The sequence below is a fragment of the Ectopseudomonas composti genome (assembly GCF_900115475.1).
In the GTDB taxonomy this organism is placed as follows: Bacteria; Pseudomonadota; Gammaproteobacteria; order Pseudomonadales; family Pseudomonadaceae; genus Aquipseudomonas; species Aquipseudomonas composti.
The window spans coordinates 25,992-41,441 of sequence record NZ_FOWP01000002.1; the positions used below are offsets into that span (position 1 = coordinate 25,992).

Consider the following 15,450-nt stretch of genomic DNA (forward strand, 5'->3'; position numbering starts at 1 on the left):
GCAGCCGCAGGCCCGAGCGCAAGCCGGCAACACCGGCACTGCGGCCGTTCAAGCCCGTTCGGCAGCGGCAGGGCGCTTTCGGCCCATCTGCTTGCTGGCCAGGCTCATCAGGCGCTGGAAGGTGGGGCAGCTCAGGTGGTTGTCGGCCGGGCACAGCGCCGCATGGCGCAGCCCGTCGCGAATGGCGGATAGGCGGCGAATAGTGTGATCCAACTGCTCTGCCTTGCGCTCCAGTTGCTCACGGTCGATGGCAGGGCCGCCCTCTGCCGCCAGCATCTCCGCGATAGCGTCCAGCGAGAAGCCAGCCGTGCGCCCGAGTGCGATCAGCGACAGGCGCTGCAGCACCGACTCGGCGAAGACCCGCTTCAGGCCATTGCGGCCGATGGAGTGGATCAGCCCTTTTTCTTCGTAGTAACGCAAGGTCGAGGCCGGCAGACCTGACCAGCGCGCGACCTTGCCGATATCCAGCTCTTTCATGCTTGACCTCAAGTCGACTTTAACTGGCAGCCTTGTTTTGAAAGCTTTCCAGATAGGGTAGATGGAGGTGTGTATGGCAGTCGAGATCATCATGCTGGGTATTGGCGCAACGCTGTTGATGGACCTGTGGGCGCTGGCGCGCAAACGCTGGTTCGGTGTGGCGGCGCTGGATTACGCCTGGGTCGGGCGTTGGCTGGGGCACATGCGTCATGGGCAGTTGCGCCATGCGGCGATTGGCGAGGCGCCCACAGTGCGCGGTGAGCATGCGCTGGGCTGGATCTTTCATTACCTGACCGGATTGTTGTTCGCCGCGTTGTTCCTGGCCTGGGTTGGCGACGCTTGGCTGCAGCGTCCCACGCTTGCACCGGCGCTGGCCTTTGCTGCGCTCAGCGTCGCCGCGCCACTGCTGCTGATGCAGCCTGCGTTCGGCATGGGCATGGCCGCTTCACGCACGCCGCAGCCCTGGCGGGTGCGTGTGCGTGCGTTACTGACCCATCTGGTATTCGGTCTGGGCCTGTACCTGATGGGCCTGTTGGCTCAATGGCTGTAACCCGGCTTCTGGCGAATGGTCTTGAGCAGGTCGTCCGGGCTGATCTGGCCGACCACCTGGGTTGCCGCGCTGCCTGGGTGTGGCAGGTCAAGGATGTGGCCCTTCATCTTGCCGATCACGTGCATCTCGCACGGCTTGCAGTCGAACTTCAGCGTCAGCACTTCATCGCCATGTACCAGCTGCATCGGTGCGACCTTGGTCTTCACGCCGGTCACGCCCTTGGCCTGTTTCGGACACAGGTTGAAGGAGAAGCGCAGGCAGTGCTTGGTGATCATCACCGGCACTTCGCCTTTTTCTTCGTGGGCCTCGTAGGCGGCGTCGATCAGTTGCACGCCATGGCGATGGTAGAAGTCGCGGGCCTTCTGGTTGTAGACGTTGGCCAGAAACGACAGGTGCGACTCCGGGTACACCGGCGCCGGGTCGGTCTCGGCCTTGCGGCTGCCACGTGGGTGGGCGGTAATGCGCGCTTCGGTCAGCGCCTCGATGGCCTCGCGGCGCAGCGCCTTGAGTTGCGAGTTGGGCACGAAGAACGCCTGCGGCGCGTCGAGGGTGACGCCCTGGGCGTGGTAGATGGTGGTGCCAAGCTGGGTGAGCAGGTCGCGCAGGCCATCGAGCGCCTGTTCCGGCTTGTTGGCGGCGCCGAACGGGCCGGGCAGGGCGACCTCGACGCTGATGCCTTCTTCGCTGGTGGCCGTCAGCGTGAGTGCGTTCTCGCGCAGCACGGCCTTCCAGCTCACACCGATGCGGCGTTCGGCGCTGGTGCGTTGCAGCGCCTGCTGCCAGTTGTGGTCGAGGTTGCGCGACAGCGGATGATTCGGGCGCAGGCGGAACAGGCCTTCGGGCATCTCGTTGGGCTCGACGCGGTAGCGATAGCGCTTCTCGCCGTCTTCTTCGAACTCACCCTTGAGTTCGGCGATGTTGGCGCGGAAACCCACCACTTCACGCTTGACCAGCACATTGAGGCCGTCGCCGTTGGACAAGGGCTCATGGGTGACGGCGATCAGGTCGCGCTTGTTGACCTTCTCGACATGGCCGACGGAAAGCCCGGTGAAGGTCGGCGAATCGAAGGCGCCGATGTCCACCTTGCGCTCGGTGACGAAGTAGTCGGTGCTGCCACGGTGGAAGGTCTTGTCCGGATCGGGCACGAAGAAGTGCGCGGTACGGCCGCTGGAGGCGCGGGCCAGGTCCGGGCGGTCTTCAAGAATGGCGTCGAGCTCGCGGCGGTAGTGGGCGGTGATGTTCTTCACGTAGGCCACATCCTTGTAGCGGCCCTCGATCTTGAACGAGCGCACACCGGCCTCGACCAGAGCGCGCAGGTTGGCGCTCTGGTTGTTGTCCTTCATCGACAGCAGGTGTTTCTCGTAGGCGATCACGCCGCCTTGCTCATCCTTGAGGGTATAGGGCAGGCGGCAGGCTTGGGAGCAGTCGCCGCGGTTGGCGCTGCGCCCGGTCTGCGCATGGGAAATGTTGCACTGGCCGGAGAAGGCCACGCACAGCGCGCCGTGGATGAAGAACTCAATGGCCGCGTCTGTGGCATCGGCAATCTGGCGGATTTCCTGCAGGTTCAGCTCGCGCGCCAGCACCAGTTGGGAGAAGCCGGCCTGGTCGAGAAATTTGGCTCGTGCCAGGGTGCGAATGTCGGTCTGGGTGCTGGCATGCAGCTCGATGGGCGGAATATCCAGCTCCATCACCCCCATGTCCTGCACGATCAACGCATCCACGCCTGCGTCGTAGAGCTGGTGGATCAGCGTGCGCGCCGGCTCCAGCTCGTCGTCATGCAAGATGGTGTTGATCGTGGTGAATACCCGCGCATGGTAGCGGCGGGCGAACTCCACCAGGCTGGCGATATCGCTCACTTCGTTGCAGGCGTTGTGCCGCGCGCCGAAGCTCGGGCCGCCGATATAGATGGCGTCGGCGCCATGCAGGATGGCCTCGCGGGCGATTTCGACGTCACGCGCAGGGCTGAGCAGTTCCAGGTGGTGTTTGGGCAGGGACATGATTTTTTCTTTATCAGGCGGCACGGGCAAGCTGCGCATTGTACCGGCGCTGCGCTGGTTCGGCATCCGCCACTAGTCCCGCTGGCGGGCCTTCAGCGATAAAACGTCGAGGGTGCCACGCCGAACTGGCGGCGGAAGGCCGCGGCGAAGGCGCTCTGACTGTCATAGCCATGCTGCAGCGCCACCTGCAGCACCGGCAGGCCCTGCGCCAATGCCTCCAGCGAGAGCAGTAGGCGCGCCTGCTGGCGCCAACGGCCGAAGGTGATGCCGGTGCTGCGCTGGAAATGGCGGTGGAAGGTCTTGCTGCTCATCGCCAGTTGCGCCGCCCAGTGTTCGGCCGAGTCGTTCTGAGCCGGGTTGTCCGCGAGGCTCTGGCACACCCGGGCGATGCGCGAGTCACTCGGCCAGGGCAGGTGTAGCGGCAGCACCGCCAGGCTGCTCAGTTCATCCAGCAGAAAACGCATCAGGCGGCCGTCGCGGCTGTCGGTGCTGTACTGCGCCGGCACCAGGGTGGCGGCCTGGATCAGCTCGCGCAGCAGAGGGTTGACGTCAATCACGCGGTTGCCAGCCGGCAGCCCGGGTGCGGCGTCGGGGTTGACGAACAGGCTGCGCACTCGGGTGACGCCGCGCATGTGCAAGGCATGTTCGCAGCCGGCCTGCAGCCATACGCCGCGGTTCGGCGGCGTCACCCAGCGCCCGGCCGGGGTATCGACCACCAGCACGCCTTCGATGGCGTAGATCAGTTGCGCGCGCGGGTGGCTGTGCGACGGCACCCGGTGGCCGCTGGGGTAGTCGACGGCCACGCCGGTGACCGGCATGGCCAGTGATTCATAGGGCAGTTCGGTGTGATCGACCATGGCGGGTTGTGCGGCTGGAGGGCGAGTCAGCCTAGCGCTGCGGCGCCAGGTTGTCCATTTCGCGACAGTGATAGGCCATTTGGCGTGAGGTGGTCGATATCGCGCGCACTAAGCTGAGCACTCATTCATGCAGGTATCGCCATGAGCATCTTCGCCCAGCTTCTATCCGCCCTGAGCCTCGGCCGGGGTCCGATCCGGTGTGTGATCGTCACGCACCGCTGATCTCCCCCTGATCCCGGCCTCGATCAGCCTGCTGCGCAGGCAGGGGAGATCACCTTGTTCTGCTCCCTATCGAGGCTTTGTCATGTTGCGCAATCCGCACACCAAGTACCGCGCGTTTCCCCCTGTCGATCTGCCCGAGCGCCGCTGGCCACAGCAGCGTTTGCAGCAGGCACCCGTGTGGCTGTCCACCGACCTGCGTGACGGCAACCAGGCGTTGTTCGAGCCGATGAACCGCGAGCGCAAGCTGCGTCTGTTCGGCGAGCTGGTGCGCCTGGGCTTCAAGGAAATCGAGGTGGGCTTTCCTGCTGCCTCGCGCACCGATTTCGACATCATCCGCCAGCTTATCGACGAGGGCGGCATCCCGGACGACGTCACACCGATGGTGATGACCCAGCTGCGCGAAGATCTCATCGAACAGACCGTGCAGGCAGTAGCCGGCGCGCGGCGGGTGATCGTGCACCTGTACAACGCTATCGCCCCGGTGTGGCGCGAGGTGGTGTTCAAGCTCTCGGTCGATGAGATCGAGGCGTTGGTGGTGCGCCACATCCAGCTGTTGAAGACGCTGGCGGCGGCCCATCCCGAGACCGAGTGGGTGCTGCAGTACTCGCCGGAAACCTTCTGCATGGCCGAACTGGAGGTGTCGTTGCGCATCTGCAACGCCGCCATACGCGCCTGGGATGCCGGCCCCGAGCGGCCGATCATCATCAATCTGCCGACTACCGTGGAAGTCAGCACGGCCAACGTCTTCGCCGACCAGATCGAGTGGATGCATCGGCGCCTGGCGCGGCGCGAGCACGTGGTGCTATCGGTGCATCCGCACAACGACCGTGGCACCGGCGTGGCCTGCGCCGAGCAGGCGCTGCTGGCCGGTGCGCAGCGGGTCGAGGGGTGTCTGTTCGGCAATGGCGAGCGCAGCGGCAATCTCGATCTGGTGACGTTGGCGCTCAACCTCTACACCCAAGGCATCGATCCGGGGCTGGATTTCTCCGACATCGCTGGCGTGGCGCGCATCGCCGAAGCCTGCACCGGCTTGCCGGTTCATCCGCGCCATCCTTATGTCGGCGACCTGGTGTTCACCGCGTTCTCCGGCTCGCATCAGGACGCCATCGCCAAGGGCTTTGCCGCGCAGAATCCTGAGGGCTTGTGGCGGGTGCCGTACCTGCCGATCGACCCGCAGGATCTCGGCCGCACCTACGACAGCATCGTGCGGGTCAACAGCCAGTCCGGCAAAGGCGGAATCGCCTATCTGTTGCAGCGTGATCACGGCGTGCAGATGACGCGTCGGCAGCAGGTGGAGTTCAGCGCCGTGGTGCAGAAGCAGGCCGACAGCAGCGAGACCGAGCTGTCTTCGGCCGAACTGTGGCAGCTGTACCAGCAAACCTATCTGGCGCCGGCGCAGGTGGGTGGCACGCTGGTCTATCGCGGTCATCGTCTACAGGACGAAGGCGAGCGGCAGCACATCGAATTGGAAATCGAGTTGGCCGGCCGCCGCCTGATGCTGCATGGCGCTGGCAGCGGACCGCTGGCTGCGGCGGTGGCCGCGCTGGATCTGCCGCTGCGCATCGACGATTACCACGAGCACAGCCTCGGCGGCGGTAGCGAGGCCAGTGCGCTGGCGCTGGTGGAAGTCAGCTGGCGGGGGCAGAGCGGCTCGCGCTTCGGTGCCGGGCGCGATGGCAATCTGCTGCGCGCCTCGCTGCAGGCGCTGCTGGCGGCGGTCGCACGCTTTACCCCGGCGCAGGCACAGTTGCAGGCCCGCCTGGGATGAGCGCGAAGGCTGGCGGTGAGCTCAGGCTGTCTGCCGCCGGCCAGATATGGGAAAATAGCGCCCTTTTCAGTGGGAACATGGCGATGGACAACAGAGGGTTGGAGAAGCTCGATCAGTGGCTGCTCAAGTACGGCAACGATGACTCGATTCTGTCCGCCAGCGAGCTGGACGGTTTTTTCGCCGCCATCGTCTCCGGCCCGCGCCAGGTTGCGCCTGCCGTCTGGTATTCGGCGATCTGGGCCGACCAGCCGCCGCAATGGCCGAGCGACAAGGATGGCGAGCGCTTCATGAAGCTGGCCGTCGAGCTGATGAGCGAGGCGGCCTACATGCTCAGCGAGGAGCCGGATGATTACGAGGCGATCTTCCTTGCTGACAGCAACGGCAAGGGCGAGAAGTTGATCGTCTCCGAGTGGTGCGCGGGCTATCTGCGCGGCGCTACGGTTGCCGGTTGGCTGGAGGAAGCACTGCCAGAGTCGGTGGCAGCAGCCCGTGCGCTGATCACCCTGCACGGCGATGAAAGCGGCAGCGCGACGCTCAAGGCCATGTCCGACGCCGAGTATGACGCCAGCACGGCGCTGCTCGAACCGGCGGCTGTCGAGCTTTACGAGTACTGGCAGCAAAACCTGCAGCCAGTACTGCCGGTACGCCGTGATGACGCCAAGGTGGGTCGCAACGACCCGTGCACCTGCGGCAGTGGCAAGAAATACAAACAGTGCTGCATGCGCTGAGCTCAGCGCTGCAAGAGTGGTGTCGCTGGCGATGGACGCATTCAGGCCATCGCTGCTCAAGTGACTATCAGTACACCAGCCCGGACGGGCTGGTGTACGGCAGTAGTGCTTACTGAAGCGGCGCCACGCTGGTTTCACCTGCGGCGGACCACACGCGATAGCGCACTTCGACATCCTTGGGTGCGTAGATCACCAGCGGCAGCTTGCTGTTGTAGCGCACCAGTTGCGGCTCACCACCGACGCGCACGAACGCTGGCTTGCGGCTGCCATCCGGGCAGGCCATCAGGGTGCTCATGGCCGGGCCGACCTGGCCCAGTTCGTAGTAGTTATAGCCCCAACCTTCCACGGTTTTTTCCTGCCACTGGCCGCCCAGGCGTTGCTGGTTGCAGTCCACTTCCAGGGTTTTGCCGGCGATGATTTCCACCTTGTGCTCGGCTTCGTTGGCCTGTGCCGGTAGCTCGATCACGTGGCGGCTGTAGCCGTCGGCAGCGGCGGGGTAGGGCTTGAGCGCCTCGGGCGTGGCTGCGCAGGCGGCCAGCGGCAGGGCGCAGACGAGGGAGAGCAGTGGCAGTTTGAGTCGGTTCATGAGAGTTCCTTGCTGAAAGACCTTGTGGGTCGTCCGTGGTTGGGAAACCGCCGGATCGGCGGCGCAGCACTGACCGTTGTGGATAGGCCAAGTTCCTGCGTTTTACAAGCCATCTCAGCGCGCCTCGGTTGAGGGTTGCAACTCGGCGGGCAGGGCGTGTTGCAGGTAATCGATGAACAGACGCACCTTGGGCGTCAGCTCATAGCGGTCACGCACACACAGGTAAAAGTCCAGTGGTGCGCTGCTCGCACGGCTGTCTGTGGGCGTGGCCGAAGAGAACAGTTCGACCAGGTCACCGCGGGCCAGGTAGGGATCGGCGACAAAGGAAGCCAGGCGGGTGATGCCGCCGCCTGACGCAGCGCACTGTGCCAAGGCATCGATATCGTTGCTGCTCATGCCCACTCTGACCTGAGCATCGAAGTGCACGTCGTCGCGAACGAAGCCCCAGCGCAAGAGGCGCCCGTCGGTGGCGAAACGAAACAGCAGGCAGTCGTGGTCGCGCAATTGTTCGGGTTCGCTGGGGTGCCCGGCGCGTTGCAGGTAGGCAGGTGCGGCGCAGAAGCGGGTCTGTGCAGTGGCGATGCGTCTGGCCACCAGGCCGCTCTGCAGTTGCTGCTCGATGTGGATACTGATGTCCACGCCTTCCTGCACGTGATCGACGCTGCCGTCGGTGGTCAGCAGTTCGCAGCGGATGCGCGGGTGCTGCGCCATGAAACCGGGAATCAGTGGAGCCAATACATGACGACCGAACGCCGCACTGGTAGCGATGCGCAACTGCCCGCGTGGCTCGTCCTGCAAGTCGGCGATGGCGGCGCGGGCGAGTTCCAGCTCCTGAAGGGCAGCCTGCACGCGTTCGAAGTACAGCGAGCCGGCGTCGGTGAGTGCCAACCTTCGAGTGGTACGGGTGAGCAGGCGAAGGCCCAGGCTCTGCTCCAGGCGGGCGATATTCTGGCTCGCTGCGGCTGCGCTGATACCCAGCAGGCGTGCGCCGGCAGCGATGCTGCCGCTTTCTACGGCCTTCACGAAACTCTCCAGGCCGCGCAGGGTATCTGTGCTTTTACTTTCCAATGTGCCATTCATTCGTAAGTTGATCTTGATATTCAACTTACCTTCCACCCTCTACCGCTGCAATCACCTTCATCGCTAGAGTGTTCGGTACTTTCATCGAACAGAGAACCTGAGCAATGTCCGATCTCGACCTCGCTGCAACCGCCACGCGCAGCTGGAAGCTGCCTGCCCGTGCCATGCCCGTGGCCTTCGCCTTCTTCATGTCGAGCATCATGGCCATGCTCATGACGCTGTTGATTACCGCAGCAAACCGGGGCATCGGCCCGGGTTATCTGCAGGCGGTGCTGAGTGCTTACTGCCTGGCGATGCCGGTAGCGTTCGTTTGCGTGATGCTGGTGCGGCCGATCGTGCTCAAACTGGTGAGCCTCACGGTGCGGGCGCCCTGAAGAGCGTTACGCAGCCATCCAGAGTGAGGGCTGCAGGATTGACGCGGTAGCGGGTTGCCTGGCCTTCGAACAAGGCAAGGGGGTTCGGTGGGCGCCGTAGTGGACGCGCACCGATACGAGGTGCTGCGATCAGGCGAACACGAAGTACTTGCGCACCGTTTCCACCACTTCCCAGGTGCCCTTCATGCCCGGCTCGACCACGAAGATGTCGCCGGCCTTGAGATGGATCGGCTCCATGCCGTCCGGGGTGATGATGCAGTAGCCCTCCTGAAAGTGGCAGTACTCCCACTTCACGTACTCCACGCGCCATTTGCCGGGCGTGCAGATCCAGGTACCCATGATCTTGCTGCCGTCTTCGGAGGTGTAGGCATTGAGGTTGACGGTGTGCGGGTCACCTTCGATGCGCTCCCACTTGCAGGCATCGACGACGGGCATCGGCTGGGTATCGCGCAGAACGGTGATCGGTTTGTTGGCCATGGGGCGCTCCGGTGAATGATCAAGAGGGGCGTTCACCATAGAGCGGGGGCGGGGTGGTCGATTGCCTGGGGTCGACACGGGGCTACTCATTCGCGCAGTGAGCGCACGGTTTCTTTACCCCTGAAAAAGCCAAGGCCGGCTTATCAGGCCGGCCTTGTGGGGCTGTGCTTGCCATCGAGTCATACGACGTTCTCGATCAGGTCATCAGGAAGGTGTCAGGCGGTGCGGTTTTCGATCAGGCGATCCGAGCCACCTTCGGCAACGCGGTTTTCGATCAGACGGTCGGAGCCACCTTCGGCAACGCGGTTTTCGATCAGACGGTCGGAGCCACCTTCGGCAACGCGGTTTTCGATCAGACGGTCGGAGCCACCTTCGGCAACGCGGTTTTCGATCAGACGGTCGGAGCCACCTTCGGCAACGCGGTTTTCGATCAGACGGTCGGAGCCACCTTCAGCAACGCGGTTTTCGATCAGACGGTCGGAGCCACCTTCAGCAACGCGGTTTTCGATCAGACGGTCGGAGCCACCTTCAGCGACGCGGTTTTCGATCAGGCGGTCCGAACCACCTTCGGCGACTACAGGTTGGGTGGAAGAAGCGGCGAATACGTTGGCTGCCAGTACGGAGAAAGCGAAGCTGAGGATGAGTTGGCGTTTCATGATGTTTTGCTCCAGCGGTGTTGTGGTTGGGTATGGAGCAGATGTTACGCACTGGATTTTTTCAGAGAACTTCATTGGCATGATGGTGAACATCGATGCGACTGATGCTTGCTGTAATGACCGAGATAGAAGGGTTTAAGCGCATTTTGGGGCTGTCCGGCCCTGAGGCAGGGAAGGCCACGGCCGGATCGGCCGTGGCGCATGGGTTACCTGACGAAGGTAGCACCGCGTGCGTTGACGAACAGGGAATAGATGCCGTGGCTGCTGGCCATGAACAGGCGATTACCTTTCTCGCCGCCAAAGCACAGGTTGGCGCAGCGCTCTGGCAGTGAGATATGGCCGATGGCCTTGCCCTGTGGGTTGAACACGCGCACGCCATCGAGCTTTTCCGGGTCGCTCTCGGCTGAACCGTTGCTGCCCCAGCCGCACCACAGGTTGCCGAACTCGTCGCATTTGATGCCATCCAGCGCGCCGGTGTCGGTGGCTTCGATGTGTTTGCGGCGTTGGCCGAGGCTGCCGTCATCGTTCACCTGATAAGCCCACACCAGGCGATGCGGCTTGGCGCGGCCCTCGACGATGTACAGGGTCTTTTCGTCCGGCGAGAAGCACAGGCCGTTAGGGCCGGCCAGATCGTCGATCACTCGGGTGACTTGCTGCGTTTCGCCGTCGATGCGGTAGACGCCGTGGGGCAACTCCGGCTCGATCTTGTAGCCTTCGTAGAAATTGCCGGTCTGGAAGGGCGGGTCGGTGAACCACACCGAGCCGTCGCGCTTGACCACCAGGTCGTTCGGCGAATTGAAGCGCTTGCCCTCGAATTTATCGGCCAGCACGGTGATGCTGCCGTCGTGTTCGGTGCGGGTGATGCGCCGGCCAACGTCTTGAGTGGTCGATCCTTCGCAGGCGATCAGCCGGCCCTGGCGGTCGCGCACCAGGCCATTGGAATAGTTCGATGGCTGGCGGTAGACGGCCAGCGACTGGCTGATTTCGTCCCAGCGCATGATGCGGTTGTTGGGGATGTCGCTGACCAGCAGGTAGCGACCATCGCCGAACCACACCGGGCCTTCGGCCCAGCGGATGCCATCGGCGAGCTTTTCGACACTGGCGTTGAACAGGCGCAGTTGCAAGAAACTGTCATCCAGCGCCTTGACCGCACCGGATGGATAGCGCATATCCAGAGGCTGCGTGGCGTTGGCCAGTTGCGGCAGCAGCGAGGCAGCGCTGGCGGCAGCAGCGGAATAGACCAGCGATTGCTTGAGAAAATGACGGCGCGAACCGTCGGGGCGTTGTTCGTCATTCATCGTGAGGTTCCTTGTTGTTCTTGTTGATCGCAGATGCGACTTCGTGAACTTATACGATGTGTGATGACTGTGAAAGTGCTTCAGCGCTGCCGTAACAGTTTAACTGCGCAAAATCATCTGCCGCACGCGCACCAGGCGGGTCAGGCATTGGGTGGAGGCGGCTGTGTTTCTATGGTGTCGTATGATGACTGGCTCGAGGTGCCTGCTTGCTTGAATGAAAGTGGCTGATTCAAGGCATGCCACGTCAAGTCAATGCTCAGCGGCATCGGTCATGAGCTATGATGCGCGCCCTCCGTCCTCGTGCCCCTGTCATCATGTCCGGCAATGCTCTCTATACCGACCTGTCGGGTTACTACGATCTGATGTGCGCGGACATCGACTACGCCGCCCAGAGCCATTGCGTGCACCGCCTGCAACAGCTGTTCGGCAACGGTGGCAAGCGTCATCTCGATCTGGCCTGTGGCACCGGCCCGCATGTGCGCCACTTTCTCGATGCCGGTTATGTCAGCAGCGGCCTGGACATCAACCTGCCGATGCTCGACCGCGCCGCTCAGCGCTGCCCAGAGGCGCGCTTTGCCCGGCAGGACATGTGTGGCTTTCAGGTTGACGAGCCGCTGGACCTGATCACCTGCTTTCTCTACTCCATCCACTACAGCGCCAGCATCGAGCGTCTGAAAGCTTGCATCGTCAGCGTGCACGAGGCCCTGGCGCCGGGCGGGGTGTTCTGCTTCAACGCCGTGGACAAGCAGCGCATCGACAACGCCTCGTTCGTTTCCCACTGCGCGCAGCATGCCGACGGGCAGTTCCGCTTCAGCTCCGGCTGGTACTACCGCGGTGAAGGCGAGCAGCAGGCGCTGCGCCTGCGAATCGAGCGCACCGTCGCCTCGCAGAGCGAGGTCTGGCACGACGAACACCCGATGGTGGCGGTGAACTTCGCCGAGCTGCAGAGCCTGCTGGCGTCGCACTTCGAGGTGCAGGTGCTGGAGCACGACTATCAGCGGCTGGCGCCGTGGGATGGCAGCTCCGGCAACGCGCTGTTTGCCTGCACCAAGCGCTGACGCGAGGCTGCGTCACCCTCAGCCTGGCCATTGCCTCATGCCGGCTCCTCGACGCGCTCGGTTTGCAATGAACGCTGCAGTTCGGCCACCAGCGCATCGACCTTGGCCAAGGCCTGTTTGACTGATGCGGCGAGCAGTTCACCGCCGACTTCCTGGCCCTCGATGGCAATTTGGTGCACGCGGGTGATGCCGATGAAGCCGAGTGCAGTGATCAGGTTCGGCTCCAGATGGTTCATATGCGCCATCTCGCCACCCAGGTCGAAACCGACACCGCCGCGCGCCGTGAGGATTACCGCATGGCGTGGCCGGTCGGCCAGCTTGGGAATGTATGGATCGAGCGGGTTGCTTTCATCCACGTCCACGGTGCGGCCGGGGCGCACCACCTGGTCGACCCACGCCTTGAGCGCGGCGGGCATGCCGAAGTTGTAAAGCGGCGTGCCGATCACCACTACGTCGGCGGCGATCAGTTCATCCACCAGGCGATCACTTTCGGCCAGGGTGTCGTGCATCCAGGCTTCGCGTTTCGGCTCGGGCGTGAAGGATGAGGCGATCCAGTCATGACTGATGATCGACGGCGGGTTCTGACCGATGTCGCGGTAGGTGACGACGTCCTGTGGGCGGCGCGCCTGCCACTGGCTGATGAAACGATGGCTGAGGTTGCGGCTGTGCGAACCGTGCAGGTCCTTGCCGGCGAGGCCGGGACGGGCGCTGGCGTCGAGATGCAGAATATGGGTCATGATGAGTCTCCTGCTTGAATTTGAATTCATCTGTGATTAGCAACAGACTCAGGCTAAATTCGCCCAGTGCGGGCGACAAACGATCAATATTTTTCGCAATGGATGAGGAATATTCAGGCATGAGCCGGCGCCGACTCCCTCCGCTGTCCGCCTTGCGCGCCTTCGAGGCGGCCGCCCGTCACGAAAGCGCCAAGCAGGCCGCGGAAGAACTTTCCGTTACCGCCACAGCGATCAGTCACCAGATTCGCGCGCTGGAAGACGCCCTCGGCGTTGCGCTGTTCGTGCGCAAACCGCGTCAGTTGGAATTGACCATGGCCGGGCGTGAACTGCAGCAGGTGCTGGAGAGCGCCTTCGACAGCATCGGCGCCACGGTCGAACGGCTCAGCGCAACGCCCAGCCGACAGGCCATTACCCTCAGCACCACGCCGGCCGTGGCCGTACGCTGGCTGCTGCCCTGGGTGTGCATGCTGCGCGACTCCCACCCCACTATCGACCTGCGTATCCACGCCTCGCACGAGCCGGTGGCACTCGATGGCGTCACGGCGGATATCGCCATTCGCTACGGCGACGGCCGCTGGCCCGGCCTGGTCGCCGAAAAACTCTTCGACAACACCTTCGTTCCGGCCTGCAGCCCGCTATTGGAGCTGCACGATGCTGCTGAGCTGCCCAGGCATACGCTGATTCACTTTCGCAACCAGGCAGTGATTTCCTCACCGATGGATTGGGCCGTCTGGCAGAAAAAAGCTCAGGTGCCGGGGCTGGATGTCGGTGCCGGATTGGTGTTCTCCGACGAAACCCACGCCGTTTCGGCGGCCGTTGGCGCCCAGGGCGTGGCGCTGATGAGCCGGCAACTGATCGAGGATGAGCTGAGAGAGGGACGACTGGTGCAACCCTTCGGCCCGGAACTGGAAGGCAAGCCGTTCTTTCTGGTGTACCCGGAGAGCCGCAGAAACGATCCGACCATTCTCGCGGTGCGGGAGTGGGTCATGGCGGTGCCGGGTGGGTTGTGTTCGGTGTGACGACTGTCCAAGGAGCCGCAGTCGTGGCACCCGCTAAGCATCCGTGCCAAGATTTGCCGGTACACAAGCGAGAGGTGAAGCCATGGATCTGCAAAAGATCGAGGATGAAGCCCTGCATCTTTCCAAGAAGGAGCGGGCATCGCTGATCCAGTCAATGCAACGCGCGTGAAGGCAGGCGTTCGTCGACCAGTTGCTGCGCCTGGAGCGCGAGCGCATCGAGGTGCTGGTCGCGCTGCTTTTCCGCCTGTTGCATGGCGCGCTGGCCGTGCTGCTTGAGCAAGTAGGCGTGAATCTGCCTGACCTCGGTGGAGGCAAACACCGGCGCCAGGTCGGCGACCGCGACCATGCCGCTGGAGCGATAGTCGCGGCTGCTCATCAGCACCTGCGCACCCTGAGCAGCCAGCACCTGCAAGCCTAGGGCCTCGAACAGCGGCACCTTGTCTGCTGCACAGGCCAGCTCCAGGTGCGGGCGATGTGCCAACACGCGTTGCAGCAGCGCTCGACCGATGCCCTGACGGCGGTGTCCGGCATCTACCGCCAGGTAGGCGAGGGAGCAGGCGGCCGCATCATCCGGGCTCGGCAGGTACAGGGCAAAACCCAGCACGCGGGACGGGTCTTCATCGTCCAGCGCCAGCAGCAACTGCACCGGGCCTTCGGTCTCAGCGTTCATGCTCTGCAGGTGCAGATGCACCTCGTAGCCGATCACATACTGGTACAACTGATACAGCGGGTTGCTCGGCAGTAGCGGCACCACGCTGACGTCACCGAAGTAGTCCACCACCATCTGCAGCACCTGGCTCTTCAGGGACTCGGGCGGCGTGCTGTTGAGGTGGGAGAGGGTAAACATCGGCAGGTGGGCTCCGCTGGGCAAGTGGGCCAGGATTGTAACCCGTGGGCCGCCTTGCTCGGGCGTCGCGATTGCCAGCGTTCGCCTCGGGTAATATGACGGCGCCCCGAACGCCGAGCTGGAAGAACCCTATGCCATCGCCGAAACGAAAATATTCAGGCATCGAGCGCGAGCTGATTCGCGCGCTGACCCAGGCCTGTGAAACGGCGAAAAGCGAAATCGTCGGCTTCCAGTGGTTGACCCATGAGGTGGACTACGAGCGGTTTCCGCAGAGCCTGCGCGTGACCTGGATGTTCGATAGCGAGGCGAGCAGGGCGCGCGCACTCGCCAGTGCGGACAAGGCGCGAATGCTGGCGCTGACCCAGGCCGCTTTCGAGGACGTGGGCATCAGCGTTTCCAGCATCGCTGAACATGTGGCGTTTTCGGTCGAGCGGCAGGCAAGGGGCAAGCGTGGCCAAGGACATTGAGAACCCCTGCGTGTCGCTGTGCCAGCTCAACAGCGAGCTGTGCGTCAGTTGTGGGCGCACGCGCGAGGAAATCCGCAAATGGCGCGGCATGAAACGGCCCGAGAAGATGGCCGTCGTGCAGAAAGCCGCAGCGCGAATGAAGGCGATTGCCAAGAAGAAAGGCAAGGGTTAATGGCTAGGCTCTGTACGAAAAGTCGTCGAGCGAAGGTCAGGCAAGGCGAAATCGCTCGAAGAAGCGCAGTTTACGTGCTG

At 63.4% G+C, this 15,450-nt stretch carries 18 protein-coding genes; 8 read left to right on the forward strand and 10 right to left on the reverse strand.

Translation table 11 applies throughout. The features are described from left to right. Window positions 1-48: 48 nt before the first annotated feature. Entirely contained in the window at window positions 49-477 is a 429-nt protein-coding gene (locus BM059_RS03835) for a helix-turn-helix domain-containing protein (RefSeq protein ID WP_074936847.1), read from the reverse strand. Window positions 478-550: 73 nt separating this feature from the next. On the opposite strand from BM059_RS03835, the gene BM059_RS03840 reads away from it, so the two are divergent. Next, window positions 551-1,027 carry a DUF2938 family protein gene (locus tag BM059_RS03840; RefSeq protein ID WP_244154374.1) on the forward strand — a complete coding sequence of 159 codons (477 nt, stop codon included), beginning with the start codon at window positions 551-553 and terminating at the stop codon, window positions 1,025-1,027. On the opposite strand, the gene BM059_RS03845 is transcribed toward BM059_RS03840, so the two are convergent. Together BM059_RS03845 and BM059_RS03850 are read right to left on the reverse strand one after the other, a co-directional pair. Further along, entirely contained in the window at window positions 1,015-3,024 is a 2,010-nt protein-coding gene (locus tag BM059_RS03845; protein ID WP_074936850.1) for a peptidase U32 family protein, read from the reverse strand. The two genes, BM059_RS03840 and BM059_RS03845, sit on opposite strands and share 13 nt — an antisense overlap. A gap of 92 nt (window positions 3,025-3,116) precedes the next feature. Continuing rightward, on the reverse strand, window positions 3,117-3,881 hold the full coding sequence (locus tag BM059_RS03850) for an AraC family transcriptional regulator (RefSeq protein WP_074936852.1): 765 nt from the start codon (window positions 3,879-3,881) through the stop codon (window positions 3,117-3,119). Window positions 3,882-4,185: 304 nt separating this feature from the next. Between BM059_RS03850 and leuA the strand changes: the two genes are divergently transcribed. Together leuA and BM059_RS03860 are read left to right on the forward strand one after the other, a co-directional pair. Beyond that, window positions 4,186-5,871 carry a 2-isopropylmalate synthase gene (gene leuA, locus BM059_RS03855; protein ID WP_074936854.1) on the forward strand — a complete coding sequence of 562 codons (1,686 nt, stop codon included), beginning with the start codon at window positions 4,186-4,188 and terminating at the stop codon, window positions 5,869-5,871. An 83-nt stretch (window positions 5,872-5,954) separates the two neighbouring features. Continuing rightward, window positions 5,955-6,599 carry a YecA/YgfB family protein gene (locus BM059_RS03860; RefSeq protein WP_037000264.1) on the forward strand — a complete coding sequence of 215 codons (645 nt, stop codon included), beginning with the start codon at window positions 5,955-5,957 and terminating at the stop codon, window positions 6,597-6,599. A 109-nt stretch (window positions 6,600-6,708) separates the two neighbouring features. On the opposite strand, the gene eco is transcribed toward BM059_RS03860, so the two are convergent. Continuing rightward, window positions 6,709-7,185 (reverse strand): serine protease inhibitor ecotin, encoded by a 477-nt coding sequence (eco, locus tag BM059_RS03865; RefSeq protein ID WP_074936856.1) that lies wholly within the window; start codon window positions 7,183-7,185, stop codon window positions 6,709-6,711. A 114-nt stretch (window positions 7,186-7,299) separates the two neighbouring features. After that, complete coding sequence (locus BM059_RS03870) at window positions 7,300-8,265, reverse strand: LysR family transcriptional regulator (RefSeq protein ID WP_074936858.1); 966 nt, start codon at window positions 8,263-8,265, stop codon at window positions 7,300-7,302. A gap of 104 nt (window positions 8,266-8,369) precedes the next feature. Here BM059_RS03870 and BM059_RS03875 point away from each other — a divergent pair, with 104 nt between their 5' ends. Next, on the forward strand, window positions 8,370-8,639 hold the full coding sequence (locus tag BM059_RS03875) for a DUF2798 domain-containing protein (RefSeq protein WP_037000260.1): 270 nt from the start codon (window positions 8,370-8,372) through the stop codon (window positions 8,637-8,639). Between the two features lie 129 nt (window positions 8,640-8,768). On the opposite strand, the gene BM059_RS03880 is transcribed toward BM059_RS03875, so the two are convergent. The 3 genes from BM059_RS03880 to BM059_RS03890 form a co-directional block, all read right to left on the reverse strand. Then, a complete protein-coding gene (locus tag BM059_RS03880) occupies window positions 8,769-9,116 on the reverse strand; it encodes a cupin domain-containing protein (protein ID WP_003241790.1) in 348 nt (115 codons plus the stop codon). Window positions 9,117-9,331: 215 nt separating this feature from the next. Then, window positions 9,332-9,772 carry a hypothetical protein gene (locus BM059_RS03885; RefSeq protein WP_037000255.1) on the reverse strand — a complete coding sequence of 147 codons (441 nt, stop codon included), beginning with the start codon at window positions 9,770-9,772 and terminating at the stop codon, window positions 9,332-9,334. A 206-nt stretch (window positions 9,773-9,978) separates the two neighbouring features. After that, the gene (locus BM059_RS03890) at window positions 9,979-11,070 is read right to left on the reverse strand and encodes an SMP-30/gluconolactonase/LRE family protein (RefSeq protein ID WP_074936860.1); all 1,092 of its coding nucleotides are present in this window, start codon (window positions 11,068-11,070) and stop codon (window positions 9,979-9,981) included. A gap of 314 nt (window positions 11,071-11,384) precedes the next feature. On the opposite strand from BM059_RS03890, the gene BM059_RS03895 reads away from it, so the two are divergent. Further along, on the forward strand, window positions 11,385-12,128 hold the full coding sequence (locus BM059_RS03895) for a class I SAM-dependent DNA methyltransferase (protein WP_074937412.1): 744 nt from the start codon (window positions 11,385-11,387) through the stop codon (window positions 12,126-12,128). A 35-nt stretch (window positions 12,129-12,163) separates the two neighbouring features. Here BM059_RS03895 and BM059_RS03900 read toward each other — a convergent pair whose 3' ends face one another. Continuing rightward, window positions 12,164-12,865 carry an FMN-dependent NADH-azoreductase gene (locus BM059_RS03900; protein WP_074936862.1) on the reverse strand — a complete coding sequence of 234 codons (702 nt, stop codon included), beginning with the start codon at window positions 12,863-12,865 and terminating at the stop codon, window positions 12,164-12,166. Between the two features lie 119 nt (window positions 12,866-12,984). On the opposite strand from BM059_RS03900, the gene gcvA reads away from it, so the two are divergent. Continuing rightward, window positions 12,985-13,884 carry a transcriptional regulator GcvA gene (gcvA, locus tag BM059_RS03905; RefSeq protein WP_074936864.1) on the forward strand — a complete coding sequence of 300 codons (900 nt, stop codon included), beginning with the start codon at window positions 12,985-12,987 and terminating at the stop codon, window positions 13,882-13,884. A gap of 151 nt (window positions 13,885-14,035) precedes the next feature. Here the strand turns inward: gcvA and BM059_RS03910 are convergent, their stop codons facing one another. Next, window positions 14,036-14,731: a GNAT family N-acetyltransferase gene (locus BM059_RS03910; protein ID WP_074936866.1), complete on the reverse strand. Its 696-nt coding sequence runs from the start codon at window positions 14,729-14,731 to the stop codon at window positions 14,036-14,038. Between the two features lie 131 nt (window positions 14,732-14,862). On the opposite strand from BM059_RS03910, the gene BM059_RS03915 reads away from it, so the two are divergent. After that, complete coding sequence (locus BM059_RS03915; protein WP_074936867.1) at window positions 14,863-15,198, forward strand: hypothetical protein; 336 nt, start codon at window positions 14,863-14,865, stop codon at window positions 15,196-15,198. Then, window positions 15,182-15,370, forward strand: coding sequence for a DUF1289 domain-containing protein (locus BM059_RS03920; protein ID WP_074936869.1), 189 nt, complete (start codon window positions 15,182-15,184; stop codon window positions 15,368-15,370). The genes BM059_RS03915 and BM059_RS03920 overlap by 17 nt, the downstream gene beginning before the upstream one ends. The last annotated feature ends 80 nt before the right edge of the window (window positions 15,371-15,450 follow it).